Source organism: Arthrobacter sp. P1_B11, from assembly GCF_056406715.1.
On the sequence record NZ_JBFTZQ010000016.1, the window covers coordinates 50,428 to 69,003 of the forward strand.

The window sequence follows — 18,576 nt, forward strand, 5'->3', positions numbered from 1 at the left end:
CCGCTGCACACTAAGAAGCGCTGCAGCCGAGCCGGGCCCCGGCAGGATCCGGCCACCGTTCTGAGGAGAGCAAATGACGCCCGAGCACCGCGACGCAGACGTGCAGACCGCCGAGACGTGGAAGATCACCCTGGGTGAACTCGACGAGAAGATGGGCGTGAAAATCATCGAGGAATCCGTGGAACGCGTGGTAGCCACGATGCCCGTGGAGGGGAACCGCCAGTCGTTCGGCCTACTGCACGGCGGCGCATCCCTGGCTGTCGGCGAGGCCGTGGGGTCCTGGGCAGCGGTGATCCACGCCAGCACGCTGGGCAAGACGGCGGTGGGTGTTGACGTCTCCGCCACGCACCACAAGTCAGCCCGCAGCGGCCTCATCACCATCACGGCGACGCCGATCCACCTGGGCGGGACGCTCACCACCCATGAGGTGCTGATTACCAACGAGGCCGGCCAGCGGCTCTGCACGCTCCGGATCACCAACCTGCTGCTGGCCCGGAAGTCGTAGCCGCCATGTGACCGTGATTCGTCCGCCGCTAGGCTGATCAGGTGACTGAGCTTGCCAACCTGACTCCGACCCTGGCGGCAGTCGGGCTCCTCATGGTGTTGACAGCCGGGGTTCTCAAAGCCTTTAAGGTGCCGCACGGCTTCGCCCCCGCGCTCGCCATCCTTCGCGGAGCCGCGCAACTGGCAGCGGTCAGCCTGATCCTGGGAGCCGTCATTGCCAGCGGCACCTGGGTTGCCGTGGCGCTGGGCGTCATGTTCGTTGTCGCTGCCATGACTGCCACGCGCCGCCTCGGCTGGAGCTGGACCCACTTGGCAATGGTTGGCTCGTCGATGGCCGCCGGCATCATTGTTGCGCTTGCCATCGTCTTCGCCACGGGATCCATCGGTTTCACAGGGCGCTACGCCCTGGCAATCGGCGGCATCGTCATCGGAAACTCCATGACGATTGCGGCATTGGCCGGCCGACGGTTCAACGAGGCTGTCATTGACAAGTGGGACCTCGTCGAAGCCTGGCTGGCGCTGGGTGCCACTCCCCGGCAGGCGACCCGGGACATGGCGCGCGGGGCGGCGTCCTCGGCCCTCATACCGTCGATCGACCAGACGAAGACAACCGGCCTGGTCACACTGCCCGGGGCCTTCGTGGGAGCCATCTTCGGCGGGCTTTCACCGTTGGAGGCAGGGCGTTTCCAGATTGTGGTGCTGGCTTCGATCATGGCCGCCGGCTCAATCACCGCAGTGATGCTGGTGCACATGCTTGCTCCGGTCCGTGTGCGGCCCGGCGCACTACGTTGAACGCCCGGCCAACATTTGGCTCGGGGCGGTCTGGCGGTCATGGGTGGCGGAGGAGAAAGCGTTGACTTTGCCATGGACGCTTTATACGCTGGCTCCTCTGGATGAGTGGCATGCGGCAGCCATCCACCCAAAGGTGGTTCTGTCTAAAAATGGTGCCTCCGTCCGGTTCCCTTTCCGGCGGCGGCCGACGTCGGCGCTAAGCCGAGTTCCGTAGTTTCCGCACCACCGCAGGCGGATGCATGAGCAAGAAATCCACAAGGGCTGCAATCCTGGCAGTTGCCGTTCTGGCAGGCGGCTTGCTGGCGGGTGTGACTACTTCCGCCTTGGCGCCGGCGACCACCAATTACTACGTCAGTGCTGCCGGCAGCGACACCAACCCGGGAACATCGAGTGGATCGCCCTGGCAATCGTTGTCCAAGGTAAACGAAGCCGACCTCAAGCCCGGCGACACAGTGAGCTTCCGCCGCGGTGATGTGTGGATCGGCATCGTGGAGGTGAGCCGCAACGGAACTGCCGGCTCAGCCATCACGCTGAAGAACTACGGAAGCGGGAGTTTGCCGACCGTCACCGGCGGCGAAGGGGGAAACTGTTTCCGGCTCAGCGGCAACTTCATCGAAGTAGACGGGCTGCGCGCCACATCCTGCGGTTACGCGGGCTTTAACGTCGCGGGCGACAACAACATCGTCAGAAGTTCGGAAGCCTCCAACAACACGGCTGGCATTAAGGTGAGTTCCGGCTCTGATTTCGGCATGTATGCCAACAACTTCCTGGCCGACAACAACGTCATGAACGTCAACACCCCGGGAACCCGGTGCGGCACGCCGCAGGCCGTTGACTGCAGTGACGATTCCGGCGCCTTCGGCGTGCTCATCAACGGTGACGACAACGAATTTTTCGGCAATACCGTGATCGGCTCCACTGCCGCCTCCTCCGACTTCGGCCGCGACGGTAGCGCCTTCGAGATCTACAACGGCAACCGCAACCTGATCCACCACAACAAGGCGATCGACAACAATGTGTTCTCGGAACTGGGACGATCGAAGGGCACTGCCGACGGCAACACCTACCGTTACAACCTCGTCCGCGCTTCCTGCGGCCCTGACTGCGCCGAAGCCTCGGGCCTGATCGCCCGCGGAACGGGATCACCCTTCGGCCCGACCAACAACACTGTCTTTGAATTCAACACGGTCTGGCTGAACGGCAGCCATTCCCGCGGAGTAGTGTGCCACGCCACGTGCCCGTCCTCGACGGTCATCAGAGGCAACATTCTGGTGGCCAACCGCAACGCGCTTTGGTTGGATGGCTCCGGCTGGACCGAACAGGCCAACGTCATCAACGGGCCAAGCAACGTGGTGTTGGACAAGACTTCGACGACGGCCCCGGCCCTCTTCGCGAACGCACCCCAAGATCTCCGGCTGACATCGGCCAGCCCGGCCGTCGACCGGGTCGGCGGCAGTCCTTTTGGGCTGGACCTGGACCGGGTGCAGGTGCCACAGAGCGGTCTCTGCGGTGGAATCGGAAGGGCCGACGCCGGCGCCTACGAATACGATTCGCCGAATTGCTAGGTCGGAGCCGGCACCGGAGGTGCCCCGGTCCGGTGTGAGCCCTTCCGCCTGCCGCAGCACCGGAAGATAATCAAGGTAACTGCTCTTAGCGCCATGGAGGTGGTGGATCGTGTCGGTTTATACCTTGGGGATCTGGCTCATCAAACCGGGCCATGAGGACGATTTCGTGAAGGCGTGGCAGGACATGGCCGCACGAACGCAGACGGATTTCCCGGAAGCCAAGGGGATTCTGATGCACGACCGGGATGTACCCAACCGATTCATCAGCACGGGACCGTGGGAGTCCCTGGACCAGATTGAACGGTGGCGGGCATCGGCCGCATTCACGGAAAGCCTCCAGTCGATCCGCGAAATAGTTGAACACTTCGAGCCTCACACACTGGACGAGGCAGCGACGATCGGCACGGCCGCGAAGTAGTCCTATCGCCTGCCGCGCCGCCGGACTGCGAGAAGCAGCAATCCGCCGAGGAGCAGGGCAGCGCCTGCCACGCCGCCTGCCGCAAGCAGGCCGGACGCCCCGGTGTCGGCCAGCCTGTCCGTAGTGCTCGCCGTTGCATCCCGGATGTACGTGATGCCGTCAGGCAGCACAGCCACGACGGATGGCTGGGGCGCCGGCTTCAGTTCGGCGGCCCGGACAGAGCGTGCCGGCGCGGCAGGCTTGGACGGCGTGGCCGGGTTTGAAGCGGCTGGTTTCTCGACCGTACTGAAGGTGCTTGTCCCGGAGCTGCTGAAGCCGTTGATGGTCTGCGCCGAAAACTGCGTAGCGGAGGCGGGCGCTGTAAACGACCAGTTGCCGTCAGCGTCTGCTGGGACGTCCAGCGGCTCGTGGGCCGGCAGCACAATTCGGACACTGGAGCCAGCCGGTACAGCGGCGGCCGGAGCTGCCGGGATCCTGCCCGTGATGCGCTGCCCTGCGGCGATTGGCCCGGCCGGCAGGGGTGCGTCCAGTGCCGGCTTGTTGAGGAACAGCCTCAGCTGGACGCCCGGCAGCACGTTGAGCGATTCCTGCAGGGTGGCAGCCACAGCGAAGTTTTCTGCCGACGTTCTTGAGTTTCCGGCCGAGTGTGTTCCCACCGCATAGTTTCCGCTGATCCAGGGACCACCGGAATCGCCTCCGCTTGATTGCACGGATGTGGAGAGGAACCCACGGAAGGATCGGAGGTCGTCCGGCTCGCCGGAGCCGCCCTCTACGACATAGATCCCCACCTCGTCCACCGTGCCGCACGACCAGCCCGCGGTCCGGCCGGAGCGGCAGACAGCCTGTCCGACGAAGGGGGCGGCGGTGCCCACAATCGGCACGGCCCCGGCGCCGAGGTCTGCGGGATCGTCCCATGTGGTCGCGGCAGGCAGCAGGTCGAGGTCGGAACGGATGGATTCAATGACGGCGATGTCGGACCCCGGTTCCACGGCGCCAGCCGGGTCGGTGCTGATCCTGGCGTTTCCCGGGCCGCCGAACTGGCTGAATCCGAAGGTCCCGAGTTCCCCGGTGACCCCACTCTCCGCGACGGAGCCACCGGCCGGTTCGCCCGCCGGAAGTGTTACCTCCGCAAGCCGGGCGGTGCCGTCCTCCGCGCAGTGGCCAGCTGTGAGCACCAGCGGCTCTCCTCCAGGGCTAAAGGCGCTGAACCCCGAAGAGCAGACCACCACACCGTCGATTCGGTAGCCTTGGCCGCCGAGGAAGTCCTCTTCGCTGGCCATCGGCTCGCCCTTCTCCAGCACCACGTTGGCGTACTGTGCCACGAATTCCGACGGCGACATGCCGGTCTCGCCGGCGGCCCCCCGCATTACGCCGCCCCCCGGCTGTTGTCCGCTTTGAGACGCTTTCTCGGGGGAATTGACGCCGCCCGTGCGGATGATGAATTTGCCACCGGCCGCGGCCACAGCCTGCAGGCCTGCTGCGCCGACGTCGTGCAAATAGGCCCGGTAGAGCTGCTCGGTGCTGGTTGCCTGAAGATCCTTCTCCGGAGCAGGCCCCTGCGCCGGAGTTGCTCGGGCTGGCGCAGCCTTTGCTGGTGTCTCCGGGGCTGGCGTTGCCCCAGCTGGTGTCGCCGGGGCTGGCGTTGCGTGCGCTGGCGTTGTCTGCACTGGCGTCCCAGGGACCCGAGCGGCGGACGCTGCGCCCGGGGCGATGAGCACGAATTCGTTCCTGCCAGCCTGGCCGGCCGCGTTGAGCGACGCAACGCTCTTTTGAAGCCCGGGGCCCGTGCCTTCGACCAGAACATGGCCGTCGTGCAGGCTGAGCGCAACGAAACCGGGCAGCTTCCAGAGCGTGGCCAGCGCATCGGCAGCGCGTTTTCCCTGCGCACCGGCAGCGTTGAACTCCGCCAGGGTCATGCCGAGATCCCGCGCAACTGCCTCCGCCAGGCCTTCGTCGCTGATACCGGAGGCGCTGACACCCGTAGCGCCGACACTGGGTTTACTGACACTCGGGCTGCTGACACTCGGTCTACTGGCAACCGACGGCGACGCGGCACCGCCGGTGACTGCCGGCGTCGGACTTTCCTCGGCAGCGGAAGCCGGCACGGACCCGAGAGCGGCGCTGAGGGCGACAGCTGCTGCCGCCGCCAGAGCCAGTGCGCGCCGGCCTGCTGCGCCGTATGCGGAGGAAGTCACAGGGCCACCCTGGCGCCGAGGGCAGACAGGATGGCTTCCAGCTCCGGCTCCGAAACGCCATGCCGCAGGAGGTACTCCCGGGTGTTGAGTGACCGAACGAAATCAAGGACGCCTTCCCCGCGGCTTTGCAGGAGCGGCGCCAGGGTTTCTTCGTCCAGGTACCGTTCGTGGGGGTGCGGTGTCAGCCGTGTGCGGTGACGCTCATTGATGCCGCGCATGGCCGCCTGGTAGCCAGCGACAATATCGCCGTCAGGGGCGCCGGCGAGGTCCTGAAGCATGGCTGCGACCATGCCGCTGCGGTCCCGTCCTGCCGAGCAATGGATCACGACTCCGCCAGGGGATGCGGCCACAGCCTTGAACACAGCGGCCAGTTTGTCCGGAAACAGCCGGGCGTTGGCGGCGTAATAGGCGGGGTCATTGAGGTAGGGGACGCAGAGAGYCTTGAACTCGCGGTTGTCCGGGTCCTCGGTCGGGGCAAATATGACGTCGAACGCGGCGAGCGCCCCGCCCACGTCGGGATCGGCGTCCCGGGGTTGCCGTTCGGCGGGGTTGCGGAGGTCGATGACGGTGCGGACGCCGTCATTGTGTGCGTCCTGCCAGCCGGCGGCCGTGACCCACTCGCGGCGGCCCATCCGGTAGACCGAACCGGCCACGCGCCAAGCATTGACGGCACCGTCCCAGCCCACAGGTGCCAGTTCCCTCGCGTTCACGGAGACAGCTAACCACATCTTCCGCGCCGGCTGCACTGGCTGCATCCAAGTGGCGCGGCCACTGCCGGCCAAAATCGAGTACTCGCGACAGGACCATAGCCCCACGACCAGGCGTACTCTAAGGCGATGAGCGCCATCGCCCGGCCACTGCTGCCTCCACCGGCCATGCCGGGTCTGATGGCGTGCCGCAACGACGCCGTTTCACCACCGATTAGTTCAAGGCACAGGATCTGCAACGAAAAGGGGACATCCAATGGGCAAGAGGACGACAATCCGGCGGCGCTCGGCTCTCGCGGCCGGGCTCGCCACTATGGCGATGGCACTGGGCTTCACAGCAGTACCGGCGGAGGCGGCACCGCCCATCGCCTATGTGGCGCTTGGCGACTCCTATGCCGCAGGGCAGGGGGCAGGGCCTTATCTTGACTCGTGTTTTCGCAGCGACAACAGCTACGCGGCGGACGCCGACGTTGCGAAGTCTGTCCGCCTCGTCACCAATGCGGCGTGCAGCGGTGCAACGACGTTAGACGTAGCCGCGACGCAATTAGGACGCCTCAAGAAAAACACGGCCCTTGTGACCATTACGGCTGGCGCAAATGACCTGAACAGCACTGCCGTCCTGATCGCCTGCCTTCCAGCCCCATCAAGTGCGAACTGCGCGGCCGCCCTCGGATTTGCCTCGAACATGTTGGGGACAGTCAGTGCCCGGCTGGTTGGCCTCGTGCAGGCCGTCCACGCCGCAGCACCGAACGCGAAAATTGTCCTAACGGGCTACCCGCATTTGTTCGAACCTGTCGATACTTTTACCGCCACAGCCAACCTGCTGACCGATCGCCTCAACACCGCCATTGCCGCAGCAGCCGACTACACTAAAACGCAATACGTGGACGTAACCACCGCCTTCGCAGGACACGCCACCAACAGCACCCCCGCTTGGATCAACTACGACCCTCTGACTCCGCTCGCTCCTGACAACTTCCACCCGAATGCTTCGGGCTACGAGGCATACTACGCGGCGCTCTTGGCTAAGGGTGCCTACTCAAAGTCGTAGCACAGCCGTCCTACCGCTTCCTGGCCAGCCTGTACTCGAGGCCGTTGCGGACCATGGGCCACTCGTGTTCCAGGATAGAGAACACCACGGTGTCCCGGAGCACGCCGTCCGAGGTCCGGGAGTGGCTGCGGAGCACACCGTCCTGCTTGGCTCCGAGCCGGGCGATCGCTTCCCGCGACTGGTGGTTCAGCCAGTGTGTGCGGAATTCGACGGCGGGGCAGCCGAGCGTTTCGAAGGCATGTTGCAGGAGCAGCAGCTTGGAATCCGCGTTGCTGCCGCTGCCGTGCGAAGAGGCCGCATTCCAGGTTGAGCCGATCTCAACGCGGGGAGTATCGGCGTCGATGTTCATGTAAGTGGTCATGCCGATCACCCGACCCGGACCGCCCGTGGTCGGGTCTATCAGCCGCGTGGCGAAGGGCAGCATGGAGCCCAATTCCTGGAGGGCCAGCCGGCGGTCGATTTCTGCAGCCATCCGGTCCGGGGCGGGGACGTTCGTGTACCAGAGCTTCCAAAGTTCGCCGTCGCGGGCCGCTTCCACCAGTCCGTCGTGGTGGCTGTGCGCCAGTGGCTCAAGGACGACGACCTTGCCGGTCAGGGTGATGGGTTGAATCGGGGTCACCGCACCATCCTAGAGGCGCCCGATGATGTTCCTATAGACAATTCTTCAAATCGTTTGGCGGCACAAGCAGCGCGAGACAACCCTCACCCTTATGCTGGCTGAATGGCTCGTACCGCAAGAGAACGCATCGATGGTGACCCGATTTCGTCTGGTGTTTACGGTGCCCTCCTCGATCAGATTTCTGCTTTGGATGGGTGTGAGCTACAGGAGAACGCGTCCTCGTTCCATGTCACACACGGGCGTGCTTTTCTCGGCATCCACCCCCGGCGGGGCGGCATTCTGGTCAACATCGTCCTGGCGAGGCAGCTCGAATCCGATCGTGTGCACCGCGCCGAGCGCGTATCGGCCAACCGGTGGCACAACGAAGTCATCCTGAAGGACCCTTCAGAAATTGATGCCGAGGTGCTGGCCTGGATCCGCGAAGGATATGCGCTCACCGCCTGAGGCGGCAGACTTGGCGCTGGATGGTGGCCCGGGTCGGCGTCCGTCATGCAGGACCTTTCAAGCCGCACGTTCCTATCAAGTCACTACCCCGTCCGGCCGGTCGCCCCTGGTGAGTGGCGGCAGCCCGGTCCGCCTTGAGGAGCCGGCTGTAGGATTCCCGCATCCGACAGACCTAGAGGAGCTGCCATGACCAACGAGCCCACCCCGGTAACGCACGCCTTGGACGCCTACGCCGCGGCTGTCTATGCCAAGGATGTCGAGGCCTTCACCGCGCTCTACGACGACGACATCCACGTCTTTGATTCGTGGGGGCAGTGGCAATACCAGGGCATCGACCAGTGGCGCGGGATGGCGGCAGGCTGGTTCGGCTCGCTGGGCGACGAGCGTGTGCAGGTCGAGTTCAACGACGTGCAGTCCGCCGTCGGGGATGACGTCGCCTTCGGACATGCGGCCGTCACCTTCGCCGGCGTTTCGGCGGACGGCGAGCGACTGCGGGCCATGACCAACCGCATCACCGTGAACCTGGCGAAGAAGAACGGCGTCTGGAAGATCGCCCACGAGCATTCCTCGCTGCCCATCGATCCGGAGACAGACAAGGGCATGTTTTCGCTGCGCCCTTAGCTCCAGTCGAAGAACCCCTTGCCGGTCTTGCGGCCCAGTTCGCCCCGGGCCACCTTGTCCTTCAAAATCTGCGGCGGCGCGAACCGCTCCCCCAGCGTCGAGTGCAGGTATTCGGCGATGCCCAGCCGCACGTCCAGACCCACGATGTCTGTGGTCTTCAGCGGCCCGGTGGGGTGCTTGTAGCCGAGCACCATGGCGGCGTCGATGTCCTCCGCGGAGGCCACACCTTCCTCCACCATGCGCATCGCCTCCAGCGCAATCGCCACGCCCAGCCGCGAGGACGCGAACCCCGGGGCGTCATTGACGACGACGGCGGTCTTGCCCAGCGCTTCGGTCCAGCGCTTCGCTGCGGCCGCCAGCTCGGGAGATGTCGCCGTCCCCAGCACCACTTCGATCAGGGTTGACGCGGGCACCGGGTTGAAGAAGTGCAGGCCCAGGAAGTTCTGCGGGCGCTTCAGCTCACGGGCAAGGCCGTTGACCGACAGCGAGGAGGTGTTTGAGGCGAGGTAGGCATCCTCGCCGAGCCGCTCTTCAATTCCCCGGAGGGAAGTGACCTTCAGGTCCCAGTCTTCCGGAACGGCCTCGATGACGAGCTGCCGGTCCGCGAAGTCGTCGTAGTCCAGGGTCACCGAGAGCCGGGACACCATTTCGTCCAGGTTTCCGTCCGTGGCGCCGCGTTCGATGCTCTTCGCGGCTGCCGACTCCACCCGTTCCCGGGCGGCTTCGGCGGATTCCTCATCGCGTTCAACCACCAGGACGTTGGCCCCGGTGATCAGGAACGCGTGGGCGATGCCTGCCCCCATGCGGCCGCCGCCGAGGACGCCGACGGTGGCGGGAAGGTTTGCCGGCAAGGTCGAGTTGCTCATATCTATTTCTTCTTCTCTGTTTTTTTGTCGAGGAACGCCTGCATGCGGTCAAACTTCGCCTGCGACTCGAAAAGGATGCCCTGCGCCAGCTGGTCCACGAGCGGATGCGCTTCCGCCGGCGCGTGGAACACGGACTTGGTGATCCGCACGGCCAGCGGGTCCTGCCGGGCGATGCGGTCGGCCAGGCTGTGGGCGCCCTCCATCAGCGACGGCGCCTCGTGGATCTCGGTGATCAGGCTGACCGCCAGGGCCTGTTCGGCCCGCAGCACCAGCCCCGCGAGCAGGATTTCCTTGGCTACGGGCTCCCCCACGAGCTCCTTCAGCCGCCAGCTGGCGCCGGCCGCCGCCAGGATTCCCAGTCCGGTTTCCGGGTTGCCGATGCGGACGCCCGGAGTGCCGATCCGGAAGTCGGCGGCGTAGGCGAGCTCGGCACCGCCGCCCAGGCAGTAGCCGTCCAGGGCCGCGATGACGGGCATGGGCAGCTTGGCAATGCGGACGAAAATCGTTGAGTTGATGCCCTGCAGGGCATCGTCCCGCCGCCGCTCGCGCAGTTGGGCGATGTCCGCGCCGGAGGCAAACACGCCCTCGACGCCGGCAATGATCAGGATCCGCGGGTTCTGCTCGAGTGCGGTGCAGACCACGTGGAGCTCATCCACCATCTGCTGGTCGATGGCATTGCGGACCTCCGGGCGGTTGAGCAGCACCACCACGCGGTCGTCGCGCTCTTCGACCAGGAGGGTGCTGAACTTTTCGGTGCTTAAGGATCCGTTCGCGCTGTCCGGAGCCGCCATTACACCCGCTCCAGCAGCATCGCGGTACCCTGGCCGACGCCGATGCACATGGTCGCCAGGCCGATCCGGGCATCCTCGCGTTCCATCCGGCCCAGCAGGGTGATGGCGATCCTTGACCCGCTGGACCCAAGCGGGTGACCCAGCGCGATGGCACCGCCGTCGTTGTTGACGATGCCAGGGTCCAGCCCAAGCCGCCGCATGCTCGCCAGCGACTGGGTGGCAAACGCTTCGTTAAGCTCGACGGCGCCAAGGTCGCCGACGCTGAGACCGCTCCGCTTGAGCACTTTCTGGGTGGCGGGGACCGGGCCGATGCCCATGATTTCGGGCTCGCAACCGGCAGAGGCGCCGTCGATGATACGTGCCCGCGCGGTCAGTCCAAGCCTCTGGATGGCCGCCTCGGAGGCCACGATGATGGCCGAGGCGCCGTCATTGAGGGTGGACGAGTTGCCGGCGGTGACAATCGATCCGCCCGGAACGACCGGCCGGAGACCGGAGAGCACGTCCATGGTGGTGCCGGCACGGGGACCCTCGTCGGTGTCCACGACCGTCTCGGACTTGCGGGTCTTGACCGTGACCGGAACAATCTCGTCCTTGAACCGGCCGCCCGCGATGGCTGCCAGGGACTTTTCGTGCGAGCGGACGGCGAAGGCATCGGCGTCCTCGCGGGAGATGACGTCAACGCGGCCCACTTCCTCCGCCGTTTCCGGCATCGAAAAGGTCATCTTGCCGTCCCGGGACAGGTCGCCCTTCTTGAAGGCGGGGTTGACGAAGCGCCAGCCGATGGAGGTGTCGAAGATTTCGCCGGGCTTCGCGAACGCAGTGTGCGGCTTTTCCTGCACCCACGGCGCCCGGCTCATCGATTCGACGCCGCCGGCCACCACGATGTCCGCGGCGCCCGACTTGATCATCTGGCTGGCCATGATGATGGCGCTGAGGCCGGAGGCGCACAGCCGGTTCACCGTGATGCCGGGGATGTGGAGGGGAAGTCCTGCCAGGATCGTGGCCATGCGGGCAACGTTGCGGTTCTCTTCACCGGCTCCGTTGGCGTTCCCGAGAATGACTTCGTCGATGGCGTCCGGGTCCACACCGGCGCGGGCCACGGCTTCGCGGACCACCAGCGCTGCCAGATCATCAGGACGCACGGCCGAAAGCGCACCGCCGTATCGCCCCACCGGGGTGCGGGCGCCGCCAACCAGAAAAGCCTCGACCATGAGAACATCCTTTACGCAGGGAGTGAGGCCGGATACGAATAAATTACCGACCGTTCGTTCTATAAAGATTACACGGCGGGCCCGGAGGGTCAACCAAAGGGCCTGTTTTGGTCGGCCGGCACACGTCGCGCCGCCCGGCGCTACGCCACCACGACCCCCAGATGAGCGGCCAGCAGCGGGGCGATGAGGCCGAGCTGGTAGTCGTCGATCACCACGCCGGCCAGGCTATCCAGTCCACTGATGCTCCGGAAATCGGTGCCGCGGAGATCGAAATCCTTCAGCTTCGCGCCGCTGAGGTCCAGGCTTCCGATGGTGCAGTTCCTGAGGGCCACGCGGGCGCCGGTAACAGAGCCAAGGTCCAGCTCATTGATGATGCAGTCGCTGATGAGGACGTCCGCCAGCCTGGAGCCGCGCAGGTTCACGAAATCCAGCTTGCCGCCGTCGATCTTCACGGACTGCCAGCCGCTGTCATACAGCTCGGCGGATCCCCAGCGGGGGTTGCTGAACTCGACGTCGCGGAAGGTGGACCTGGCTGCGGTGAGCACGGGAGCGTAGGCCTCGCTCACCAGGCAGTCCCGGAAGCTGGCACCCCGAAGCTGGGTTTCATTGAAGGAGATCCCGGAAAATTCGCACTCGGCAAAGACGATTCCACTGAGCTCCAGGCCATCCGCATCCGCACGGCTGTACCGCACGGCGTCATACCTGTCACCGCTGCGGAAATCCGGCGCATCATCGTCCCGCAGGCCCTCGAGCTGAATCGGAGACAGCCGCGGCGGCGTGACCTTCAACCCCTTCCCCCGGGCGGCCTTCCCCGCGGCCCTGCCCGTCACTGCAGCGACTCGGCTTTTGCAGCGATCTCGGCAAGGTCCTTTGCCAGGGCTTTCCGCGTGACGTTCATGCCGATCTTTCCGAACAGCGCCAGCATGACCCTGCTGACGGCTGTGGGCCGGAGCATCTCGGCACCGAAGGTCAGCGTAAGGTCCGTTCCGGCGTCGCGCTCAGCCAAGGTGAAACGGGAGGTGTAGTCCGCGCCGCCCTGCAATGCCTTGACGGTGGTGCTGCGCGGCGCATCCACCTGGGACACCCACATTTCAATCGTTTCACGCCGGCCCATCATGGACCGCGTTTCCTTCCACCGCGTGCCTTCGCCGTAAGGCCCCTCGCTGACCATCTGAATGGTCTCGACGCCCGAGAGGGTGGCTGCCGAACCGGGGATGTCGGAAATCACTGCCCACACTTTCTCGGGCCTGGCGTTCACATGTTGAGTCAAACTGGTGCTGTGGTCCATCCTCCGAGCCTAGCCCCGGGCACAGACATTGAGCACTCAGGCGGACACGTCCTTGAATTAGTAAGCATGCTTTGTGTTAGGCTGAAACGGCTTTGTCAGATCAACCGGCAACGGAAGGTGGTTAGCACCATGGGTATTGGAGACAAGATTCAGAACGCTGCAGAAGACTTCGGCGGCAAGGCCAAGGAAGCTGCCGGCAACGCCACGGACAACGACCGCCTGAAGGCCGAGGGGCAGAAGGACCAGGTCGTTGCCGATGCCAAGAAGGTCGGCGAAGACGTCAAGGACGAGTTCAGGCGCGACTAGGTCCTACAGACACACAAACGACGACGGCGGACTCTCCTTGGGGGGTGTCCGCCGTCGCCGTTTTGTCGTTTAAATGTCCGACCTGTCTGCCAGACTGTGGCCATGACGGAACTAGACCTGAGTGACGACAGCAGGGCGGCCGGCGGCTCCAAGAATCTTGGCGGCTACTTGGCGCGCCCGGACGGCCCGGGCCCGTTTCCGGCCGTCGTGATGATCCACGAGGCCTTTGGCCTCAACGACCAAACCCGGCGGCACGCGGACCGGCTGGCAGAGGCAGGCTACTTGACCCTGGCCGTGGACCTGTTCAGCGACGGCGGCACGCGGCGCTGCCTCGTCAGCACCATGCGCTCCATGATGTCCGGCGAAGGCCGCGTCTTCACCGACCTGGCCACCGCCCGGTCCTGGCTCAGCGGTTCAGGGCTCAGCACCGGGAAAACGGGGGTGATCGGCTTCTGCATGGGCGGAGGGTTCGCGCTGCTCGCCGCCAACGACGGCTTCGATGCCGCGTCGGTGAATTATGGACGCCTGCCTGGAAACCTGGAGGCTGCGCTCCGGGGCGCCTGCCCCGTCGTGGCAAATTACGGCAAAAAGGACCGGACGCTCCAAGGCGCCGCCGCCAAACTCGAGGCCGCGCTGGAGTCCCTCGGCATCGAACACGACGTCAGGGAGTTCCCGACCGCCGGCCACGCCTTCCTGAACGACGAGGAAGAAGGGCCGAGGGCGCTGCGTCCGCTGATGAGGGTCATGGGCATCGGCCCGGATCCGCGGTCCAGCCCGGAAGCGTGGCAGCGGATTGAGGACCATTTCGCCAAGCATCTGCAGGCGTGAGGCTTAATGAGCGGTGGCGGCCACCTGGTGAAGGTGACCGCCGCCGTCGTCGTGATTCCAAGTACTAGCTGAACAGCTCGCTCTTAGGCTCGTTGTTCTTGACCTTCTGCCAGCCCAGCCACAGAACCACAGCGAAGAACGGGATGGTGGCCAGGGTCCACAGGCCGAGGTAGAAGACCTCACCGTTCTTGCTGGTCATGGTGTCGAAGCCGATCAGCACGGCGATGACCAGCAGTGCGACAAGTCCGGCCCAGCTGCTCCAGGGCGAGCCCGGCATCGGCAGCTCGGAGACGCGGCCCTTCTTGTGGCGCAGCGCGATCTGGCTGGCGAAGATGGCGCCCCAGGTGAAGATCACGCCGATGGACGCGGTGTTGAGCGCGAGGTCGAAGGCGTGCGAGCCGCCGAGCCAGATGTTCAGCAGGATGCCCACGAGGTAGAACGCGGCGATGGCGAGGATGGCAGCGTACGGCACGTGGCGCGAGGACATCTTGGTGAGCCACTGCGGGGCATGGCCGTTGTTGGCCATGGTGCGGAAGACTCGGCCGATCGAGTACAGACCCGAGTTGCACGACGACAGCGCAGCGGTGATGACGATCATGTTCATGACGTCGCCCACCCACCCCAGGCCCATCTGGCCGAATACGGTGACGAACGGCGAAATGCCTGCCTTGTACTGGTCTGACGGCAGCAGCATGGCGAGGAGCAGCACGGAGCCGACGTAGAACACCACAATGCGGAGCACGACGGCGCGGATCGCCTTGGGGACTTCACGCTTGGGATTCTGCATCTCACCGGCAGTGATGCCGACGAGTTCGATGCCGTTGTAGGCGAAGATGACGGCGTTCAGGACGAGCACCATCACGAGGGCGCCCTTGGGGAACATGCCGCCGTCGCCGTCGAAGAGGTTGGACACCGAGGCGTGACCGCCGCCGACTTTGGCATTGGTCACCACCATGAAGGTGCCGACAGCCAGGAAGATCAGGATGGCGCCGACCTTGAGGCAGGACGCCCAGAATTCAAATTCGCCGAACGCCTTAACGCTGAGCAGGTTCACAGCCACGAGGAGCGCCAGCGCCGCGATGGCGGACGCTTCGACAGGAACGTTGGGGAAGAAGAACTGGAAGTACAGGCCGATCGCGATCAGTTCGGCGATTCCGGTCATGCCCCAGTTGATGAAGTACATCCAGCCGGAGAGGAAGGCGCCCTTCTTCCCGAACATTTCACCGGCGTAGCTGACAAACGAGCCGGACGTCTGGCGGTACATGATGAGCTCGCCCAGTGCCCGCATCAGCAGGTAGGCGATCACGCCGGCAATGGCGTAGGAGAAGATCAGCGCCGGGCCCGTGGAGGCCAGGCGTCCGCCGGCCCCCATGAACAGGCCGACGCCGATTGCGCCGCCCATCGAGATCATCGTCACGTGGCGGCCGCTCAGGGTCTTCTTATAGCCCTCGGCGCTGAGGGTCGAGTCGACGGCGATGGATGGTGCCGTCGGGCTCTCAAGTTCTGTGGGAGTAATTTGTGGCACAGCTTTTCCTTGCAGGTCGGGGTGTTGCCGCAGGTTGGGGCATTGCCGGTTGGGGAACCTCGAGTTTTTGTACCGATTATTCGCAGTTTGACCCCTCTTGAGGGCCGGATGAGGACAAAAACTCGTGAAGCATCGAAGGTTCGCGCGGCTCATCCATCGTACAAGATTTCCGGGGCGCTCCGTGACGCGCACAACATTATTGGGTTCAGCCCGCCGTTTGATGCCGTCCTGCGCCGGTTGTATTTCGAATGGATAAAAAGACGCCTGATCGGACGCAATTACCGCTACCCTGAGCTCAACGGGGAGGGACGTGCGTCTCGCCCCGGCGACCACGCGGCCTGCGTGGCACATGGCATTCGTGCCATTCCTCAGGGGGGACTATGAGAATGAGAGCACTACTGCCTGCAGCGCTGCTGCTTGCAGTTGCGGGGTGTTCGGGCGGCGGCTCTGGTCCTGCCGGACCAAGCGCCAGCCAATCGGCACCTGCATCATCATCGGCAACAACAATCAATCCGACGTCGCGGTCTCAGTCGCCGTCGGTATCCGCACCACCAACAACCGCACCATCACTGCCCACCGACGTCTCGACGTCGCTGAACGCAATCGATGCCCTGCAGAAGCACACCTGCGCAGCGGGCCCGGACGGATCGTGGACCTTCAAGGGAACCCTGCTCAACACGTCCGACAAAGCGAAGACGTATACCGTGGCGGTCGCGGTGACCGTGGGCGCTGCTGTCCAGGGCCACACGCTCATCACGGAAACGCTCCAACCCGGAAAATCAGCCGAAGTGTCGGCTGAGAATTTTGCCAAAACCACCGGCCAAGAAGGCACGTGTGAGCCCGTTGTCTCGGTGGAGGACGCTTCGTGAAGAAAAGAATACTGACGGCTGCCCTGCTCCTGAGCTTCGCGGCCGGATCCCTTGTGTCCGTTCCGGCATTCGCCGATGACACCACACCTGCGACGCCGTTGACGCAGACCTCTGATACGGGCAGTCCCGGCGCCACAAACGAGGCCACGCAGCCGGGCTCCTCTACAGACCCAGGAGTAGCGCCGGGAACCGGAGACGTGCCAGGCACAGGGCTCTCGGATCCGACCACGCCGGAGCCGCCGGCATCTGATCCTGCCCCCGCGTCTGATCCTGCCCCCGCGTCTGATCCTGCCCCCGACCCGGCACCGGGTCCCGCGCTCGATCCGGCACTTGATCCGCCGGCACCGGATCCGGCACCAGACCCGGAGTTCGTCACCCGCGGCGCGATAGGCGCAAAATGGCTTGCCCTGGGCGGTAAGGGCGGCGTCCTGGGTGCGCCGAAAGCAAATGAGCAGTGCGCAACCGGACTTTGCGTCCAGACGTTCGAGGGCGGTTCGATTTACTGGACGTCGTCCACCAGTGCGCACACTGTCTTCCTCACCTCCGGACGCACCGGACCGCGGTGGCATGCCGCCGGGGCCCTCCCCACGTTCGGTTATCCGGTCAGCGACGAGGCCACCATGGGTGCCAAGTCCCTGCAGAAGTTCTCCACCGGGAAAATGCTGGTCTGGACCGGCACGCAGTACCTGAACTTCTCTACCGGCACGGGAATCGGCAGGGCATGGGTGGCGGCAGGAGCTGAAGCCGTGGTCGGCCTGCCGCTGGCGGGTGAAGTCTGCGGGCTGAAGAACCGCGGGTGCTCCCAGGCCTTCGACCGCGGAACCATTCTCTGGTCCCCGCAGACCTCCGGTCAGGTGGTCCGCGGCGGCATCGGCGGCCGGTGGCGCGCGGCCGCGGCGCAGAACGGCGTTTTGGGCTACCCCACCACCAGTGAACGGTGCGGGCTGACCGCGGGCGGCTGCAGCCAGGGCTTCCAGGGCGGCGCCATCTACTGGGCCCACGCCACCGGCGCCTGGATCGTCCGGGGCGGCATCGGCGGCCGGTACAGCGCAACCGGCTCCACCGGCAGTTTCCTCGGCTATCCGCTGGGCAACGAGACCTGTGGCCAGGCAGCCGGCGGCTGCCGGCAGCGCTTCCAGGGCGGAACAATCCACTGGTCCGGCGCCACCCGTGCGTGGATCGTGCAGGGAGCCATCGGCAGCAGCTTCACGGCAAACGGCGGGGCAGGCGGCTGGCTCGGCTATCCGGTGGCCAACGAAAATTGCGTCGGCGCCCAGTGCGTCCAGTGGTTCCAGCGCGGTTTCATTAGCTACACCCGAGGGGCCGGGACACGGACCTACGGAATGACGGAATGCCAGAAGCTGAACAACGGGCGGTCCAAGTACTCCACCTACGGGGCCAACCGCGTCCTCCTCACCTGGACGCAGGGCTACGGGCTGTCCCGGGCCACAAACCTCTACTGCGTCCGGATTGCCGGGACCTATGTTCCGGACTGGAAGACCGACGGCTACGTCGGCGCCTCCGGATTCAAGCCGCCGGGCGTGCCGTCCGGTCCCACCCGTTACCTCTACTCGCCCACCGGCTCGTTCTCGGTAACGGAGGCCTTCGGCCTGGGCAACCCGGGAACGAAGCTGGCCTACCGCACCCTCAACCCTGGCTCCCGCTGGGGCGGCAACCCGTGGACCGCCACGTACAACAAGTACTTCGAGTCCTCGTCCTGGGTGGGCTGGGACGAGAACATGTGGTACTTCGCTACCCGCGCCACGCACGACTACCGGCAGGGCGTGGTGGTCAACTACAACCGCCCCAACATTGTGCAGAACGCCGGCTTCGCCATCTTCCTGCACATGAACAAGGTCCCGACGGCGGGCTGCATCTCGCTGGACGACTGGGCGGTTGTTGACTACATCAGGAAGTCAACGCCGGGCGACCGGATCATCATGGGGACCTACAGCGCCCTCTTCCGCTGAAGCGAA

General features: G+C 65.1%; 20 protein-coding genes. 11 read left to right on the top strand and 9 right to left on the bottom strand.

The window, feature by feature from the left end:
• The first annotated feature begins 73 nt into the window (after positions 1-73).
• The 4 genes from AC1D14_RS13885 to AC1D14_RS13900 all read left to right on the top strand — a co-directional run bounded on the left by AC1D14_RS13885 (position 74) and on the right by AC1D14_RS13900 (position 3,279).
• Positions 74-505 carry a PaaI family thioesterase gene (locus AC1D14_RS13885; protein WP_230119481.1) on the top strand — a complete coding sequence of 144 codons (432 nt, stop codon included), beginning with the start codon at positions 74-76 and terminating at the stop codon, positions 503-505.
• A gap of 41 nt (positions 506-546) precedes the next feature.
• Complete coding sequence (locus AC1D14_RS13890; RefSeq protein WP_230119482.1) at positions 547-1,296, top strand: ABC transporter permease; 750 nt, start codon at positions 547-549, stop codon at positions 1,294-1,296.
• 239 nt (positions 1,297-1,535) lie between these two features.
• Complete coding sequence (locus AC1D14_RS13895) at positions 1,536-2,861, top strand: right-handed parallel beta-helix repeat-containing protein (protein ID WP_230119483.1); 1,326 nt, start codon at positions 1,536-1,538, stop codon at positions 2,859-2,861.
• Between the two features lie 109 nt (positions 2,862-2,970).
• Complete coding sequence (locus AC1D14_RS13900; protein ID WP_230119484.1) at positions 2,971-3,279, top strand: antibiotic biosynthesis monooxygenase family protein; 309 nt, start codon at positions 2,971-2,973, stop codon at positions 3,277-3,279.
• Positions 3,280-3,281: 2 nt separating this feature from the next.
• On the opposite strand, the gene AC1D14_RS13905 is transcribed toward AC1D14_RS13900, so the two are convergent.
• Positions 3,282-5,474, bottom strand: coding sequence for a trypsin-like serine protease (locus AC1D14_RS13905; RefSeq protein ID WP_230119485.1), 2,193 nt, complete (start codon positions 5,472-5,474; stop codon positions 3,282-3,284).
• On the bottom strand, positions 5,471-6,184 hold the full coding sequence (locus tag AC1D14_RS13910; RefSeq protein WP_476968650.1) for a tyrosine-protein phosphatase: 714 nt from the start codon (positions 6,182-6,184) through the stop codon (positions 5,471-5,473). The genes AC1D14_RS13905 and AC1D14_RS13910 overlap by 4 nt, the downstream gene beginning before the upstream one ends.
• 253 nt (positions 6,185-6,437) lie before the next feature.
• Between AC1D14_RS13910 and AC1D14_RS13915 the strand changes: the two genes are divergently transcribed.
• Positions 6,438-7,232: an SGNH/GDSL hydrolase family protein gene (locus AC1D14_RS13915; RefSeq protein ID WP_230119487.1), complete on the top strand. Its 795-nt coding sequence runs from the start codon at positions 6,438-6,440 to the stop codon at positions 7,230-7,232.
• A gap of 10 nt (positions 7,233-7,242) precedes the next feature.
• On the opposite strand, the gene AC1D14_RS13920 is transcribed toward AC1D14_RS13915, so the two are convergent.
• A complete protein-coding gene (locus AC1D14_RS13920) occupies positions 7,243-7,851 on the bottom strand; it encodes a GNAT family N-acetyltransferase (RefSeq protein WP_230119488.1) in 609 nt (202 codons plus the stop codon).
• Positions 7,852-7,953: 102 nt separating this feature from the next.
• Here AC1D14_RS13920 and AC1D14_RS13925 point away from each other — a divergent pair, with 102 nt between their 5' ends.
• Positions 7,954-8,295 (top strand): DUF5655 domain-containing protein, encoded by a 342-nt coding sequence (locus AC1D14_RS13925; RefSeq protein WP_230119489.1) that lies wholly within the window; start codon positions 7,954-7,956, stop codon positions 8,293-8,295.
• 186 nt (positions 8,296-8,481) lie between these two features.
• Entirely contained in the window at positions 8,482-8,916 is a 435-nt protein-coding gene (locus tag AC1D14_RS13930; protein WP_230119490.1) for a YybH family protein, read from the top strand.
• Here AC1D14_RS13930 and AC1D14_RS13935 read toward each other — a convergent pair.
• The 5 genes from AC1D14_RS13935 to AC1D14_RS13955 all read right to left on the bottom strand — a co-directional run bounded on the left by AC1D14_RS13935 (position 8,913) and on the right by AC1D14_RS13955 (position 13,072).
• Positions 8,913-9,782: a 3-hydroxyacyl-CoA dehydrogenase family protein gene (locus AC1D14_RS13935; RefSeq protein ID WP_230119491.1), complete on the bottom strand. Its 870-nt coding sequence runs from the start codon at positions 9,780-9,782 to the stop codon at positions 8,913-8,915. The two genes, AC1D14_RS13930 and AC1D14_RS13935, sit on opposite strands and share 4 nt — an antisense overlap.
• Before the next feature lie 2 nt (positions 9,783-9,784).
• The gene (locus tag AC1D14_RS13940) at positions 9,785-10,573 is read right to left on the bottom strand and encodes an enoyl-CoA hydratase/isomerase family protein (protein WP_230119492.1); all 789 of its coding nucleotides are present in this window, start codon (positions 10,571-10,573) and stop codon (positions 9,785-9,787) included.
• Positions 10,573-11,784 (bottom strand): thiolase family protein, encoded by a 1,212-nt coding sequence (locus AC1D14_RS13945; RefSeq protein ID WP_230119493.1) that lies wholly within the window; start codon positions 11,782-11,784, stop codon positions 10,573-10,575. Before AC1D14_RS13945 ends, AC1D14_RS13940 begins: the two co-directional genes overlap by 1 nt.
• 140 nt (positions 11,785-11,924) lie before the next feature.
• Positions 11,925-12,614 (bottom strand): pentapeptide repeat-containing protein, encoded by a 690-nt coding sequence (locus AC1D14_RS13950; protein WP_476882351.1) that lies wholly within the window; start codon positions 12,612-12,614, stop codon positions 11,925-11,927.
• Positions 12,611-13,072 (bottom strand): SRPBCC family protein, encoded by a 462-nt coding sequence (locus AC1D14_RS13955; protein WP_230119495.1) that lies wholly within the window; start codon positions 13,070-13,072, stop codon positions 12,611-12,613. Before AC1D14_RS13955 ends, AC1D14_RS13950 begins: the two co-directional genes overlap by 4 nt.
• Before the next feature lie 129 nt (positions 13,073-13,201).
• Here AC1D14_RS13955 and AC1D14_RS13960 point away from each other — a divergent pair, with 129 nt between their 5' ends.
• Both AC1D14_RS13960 and AC1D14_RS13965 read left to right on the top strand, forming a co-directional pair.
• The gene (locus tag AC1D14_RS13960) at positions 13,202-13,378 is read left to right on the top strand and encodes a CsbD family protein (RefSeq protein ID WP_230119496.1); all 177 of its coding nucleotides are present in this window, start codon (positions 13,202-13,204) and stop codon (positions 13,376-13,378) included.
• 102 nt (positions 13,379-13,480) lie between these two features.
• Positions 13,481-14,206: a dienelactone hydrolase family protein gene (locus AC1D14_RS13965; protein WP_476882352.1), complete on the top strand. Its 726-nt coding sequence runs from the start codon at positions 13,481-13,483 to the stop codon at positions 14,204-14,206.
• A 64-nt stretch (positions 14,207-14,270) separates the two neighbouring features.
• Here the strand turns inward: AC1D14_RS13965 and AC1D14_RS13970 are convergent, their stop codons facing one another.
• Entirely contained in the window at positions 14,271-15,731 is a 1,461-nt protein-coding gene (locus tag AC1D14_RS13970; protein ID WP_476968651.1) for an amino acid permease, read from the bottom strand.
• 386 nt (positions 15,732-16,117) lie between these two features.
• On the opposite strand from AC1D14_RS13970, the gene AC1D14_RS13975 reads away from it, so the two are divergent.
• Positions 16,118-16,600, top strand: a complete 483-nt coding sequence (locus tag AC1D14_RS13975; protein ID WP_230120564.1) for a hypothetical protein — start codon at positions 16,118-16,120, stop codon at positions 16,598-16,600.
• On the top strand, positions 16,597-18,570 hold the full coding sequence (locus tag AC1D14_RS13980) for a hypothetical protein (RefSeq protein ID WP_476968652.1): 1,974 nt from the start codon (positions 16,597-16,599) through the stop codon (positions 18,568-18,570). The genes AC1D14_RS13975 and AC1D14_RS13980 overlap by 4 nt, the downstream gene beginning before the upstream one ends.
• Positions 18,571-18,576 lie beyond the last annotated feature (6 nt).